At 65.8% G+C, this 2,687-nt stretch carries 3 protein-coding genes; all 3 read left to right on the forward strand.

The window, feature by feature from the left end; translation table 11 throughout:
• The coding region (locus tag VFG33_RS29840) for a Gfo/Idh/MocA family protein (protein ID WP_325056319.1) at positions 1-1,148 on the forward strand (1,148 nt) is incomplete at its 5' end.
• A gap of 247 nt (positions 1,149-1,395) precedes the next feature.
• Positions 1,396-1,863: a helix-turn-helix domain-containing protein gene (locus tag VFG33_RS29845; protein ID WP_325056320.1), complete on the forward strand. Its 468-nt coding sequence runs from the start codon at positions 1,396-1,398 to the stop codon at positions 1,861-1,863.
• 14 nt (positions 1,864-1,877) lie between these two features.
• Complete coding sequence (locus VFG33_RS29850) at positions 1,878-2,534, forward strand: IS630 family transposase (protein ID WP_325056321.1); 657 nt, start codon at positions 1,878-1,880, stop codon at positions 2,532-2,534.
• Positions 2,535-2,687: the final 153 nt, after the last annotated feature.

Consider the following 2,687-nt stretch of genomic DNA (forward strand, 5'->3'; position numbering starts at 1 on the left):
TGCTGCTCGCCGTGCCGGGCGCGAAGGTCACCGCGCTGTGCGACATCCGGCCGGAGTTCGCCGCCGCGGGCGCGAAGATGGTCACCGACGCCGGCCAGCCGGCGCCCGCGCTGTACACCGGCGGCGACGAGGACTACAAGAAGCTGTGTGCCCGCGACGACGTGGACTTCGTCTACGTCGCGACGCCGTGGGAGTGGCACACGCCGATGGCGTTGACGGCCATGCGCAACGGAAAGCACGTCGGTGTCGAGTGTCCGATCGGCCTGACGGTCAAGGACCTGTGGGAGCTCGTCGACACGTCCGAGCAGACGCGGCGGCACTGCGTCCAGCTCGAGAACTGTTGCTACGGACAAAACGAGCTGCGCGCGCTGCGGATGGCGCACGAAGGGCTGTTCGGCGAGCTGCTGCACGGGTCCGGCGCGTACCTGCACGACCTGCGCGAGCTGCTGTTTTCGAAGACGTACTACGAGGACCAGTGGCGCAGGAAGTTCCACACCACGACCAACGGCGACCTGTACCCGACACACGGCCTCGGCCCGGTCGCCGCGTACATGGACCTGCACCGCGGCGACCGGTTCCTGCGCATGACGTCGATGAGCACGCCGGCGCTGGGGCTCGCCGCGTACCGCGAGCAGCACCTGCCGCCCGGCGACCCGACGTGGCAGGAGCGCTACGTCGACGGGGACGTGACGATGAGCCTGATCCAGACCGCGCGCGGGCGGGTCATCCATCTCGTGCACGGGGTGTCCAACCCGCACCCGTACTCGCGCCTGAACCACCTCGCCGGCACCTTGGGCGTGTTCGAGGACTACCCGGCGCGGATCTACCTTGAGCCGGACATGTCGAACGACGAGTGGGGCTCGTTCGACGACTACGCGGAGCACGACCACTGGCTGTGGCGCGACGTCGGTCCTGGGCCGGGCGGGCACGGCGGCATGGACTACATCATGTTGTGGCGTCTCGTGCAGACCCTTCAGCTTGGTCTGCCGCCGGACATCGACGTGTACGACTCCGCGGCGTGGAACGCGCCGTTCGCGCTGAGCGTGCAGTCGATCCGCGGCCACGGCGCGTCGGTGCCGTTCCCGGACTTCACGCGCGGCAACTGGCAGACACCGCACCCGGGCACCGACTCGGAGAAGCCCGCCTAGTGTCCCGCGCCGGAAATCAGGCACGTATCTCGGCGGCCCAGCTTCCCGCTGGCGGCGTTGCCGGTCCGCCCAAGTACAACCCGGTACGAGGACGAACCGGCGCCTTGCCAGCAGAAACCTGGATCCACCGATACACGCACCGCATTTCCGGCGCCGGACACTAGTAGCGTGTCGTCGCTAATATTCGGCGTGGATGATGTAGGTGTGTAGCGGTGGTCTTGTCTTCCCGTCGTGAGGGTGTGTCGTGTTGAAGTCGTCGTTGCCGTCGGTGGTGCTGAGTGTCGATGAGCGTGAGTGGCTGACCAGGGTGGTCAGGACTGGTGCGCATCCGGCGCAGGAGGTCCGTAGATCGCGGATCTTGCTGGAGCTCGACGAGAACGGTGGCGGGCCCGCGGGCCGGCGTGAGATCGCTGAGCGGGTTGGCGTCGACCCGCAGACGATCACTGACGTGGCCAGGGTGTATGCCGATCGTGGTGGTGATGTCGCGGCGACGATTCAGCGGAAGAAGCGTCTCACGCCACCGGTTGAGCCGAAGGTCACCGGTGAGGTCGAGGCGCGGTTGATCGCGTTGGCGTGTTCGGCCCCGCCGCCCGGTCATGCCCGCTGGTCGCTGCGGCTGCTGGAAAGGCAGGTCCAACTGGTCGCCGACATCCCGGACATGGACCACTCGACCATCGGGAAGGTGTTAAAAAAACGGCGCTTCGTCCTCATCTGAAGAAGTGCTGGACCATCCCGCCCGCGGCGAATGGCGAGTTCCTCGCGAGAATGGAAGACGTTCTCGCGGTCTACGCCCGCCCGTTGGACCCGGCGGCGCCTGTGGTCTGTATGGACGAGAAGCCGTATCAACTCCTTGACCACGCCCGCGACCCGATTCCGGCCGCTCCCGGCAACGATCTCAAGATCGACTCCGAGTACGTTCGTCGTGGGACCTGCTCGATCTTCGTCTGGGTCGAGCCTCTGGCCGGCCACCGCCGGGTCACCGCGCGTGAACACCGAACCCGCCTGGACTGGGCCGGCGAGGTCGACCAACTCCTGAACCACGACTATCCCGACGCGGAGAAAGTCGTCCTGGTGATGGACAACCTCAACACCCATTCCCTCGGCTCGCTCTACGAGGCGTTCGAACCCGCCAAGGCGTTCGCCTTGGCCCAGCGGCTCGAGATCCATCACACCCCTAGACACGGGTCCTGGCTCAACATCGCCGAGATCGAACTCGCGGCCCTGACCCGTCAATGCTTGGACCGTCGCATCGCCGACCTCGACATCCTCAACACCGAACTCACCGCATGGCAGAACGCGATCAACGCCGACCAACGGCAGGTCAACTGGCACTTCACCACTCAACAAGCCCGAACCAAACTAAAACACCTCTACCCCGAAATTTAGAGGCGACAGTCTACTAGTGTCCCGCGCCGGAAATTCGGTGCGTAAGTCGGTGGATCCAGGTTTCTGCTGGCAAGGCGCCGATCCTCCCTCGTACCGGGTTGTACTTGGGTGGATCGGCAACGCCGCCAGCAGGAAGCTGGGCCGGCGAATTAT

Source organism: Kribbella sp. (assembly GCF_035687465.1).
In the GTDB taxonomy this organism is placed as follows: Bacteria; Actinomycetota; Actinomycetes; order Propionibacteriales; family Kribbellaceae; genus Kribbella.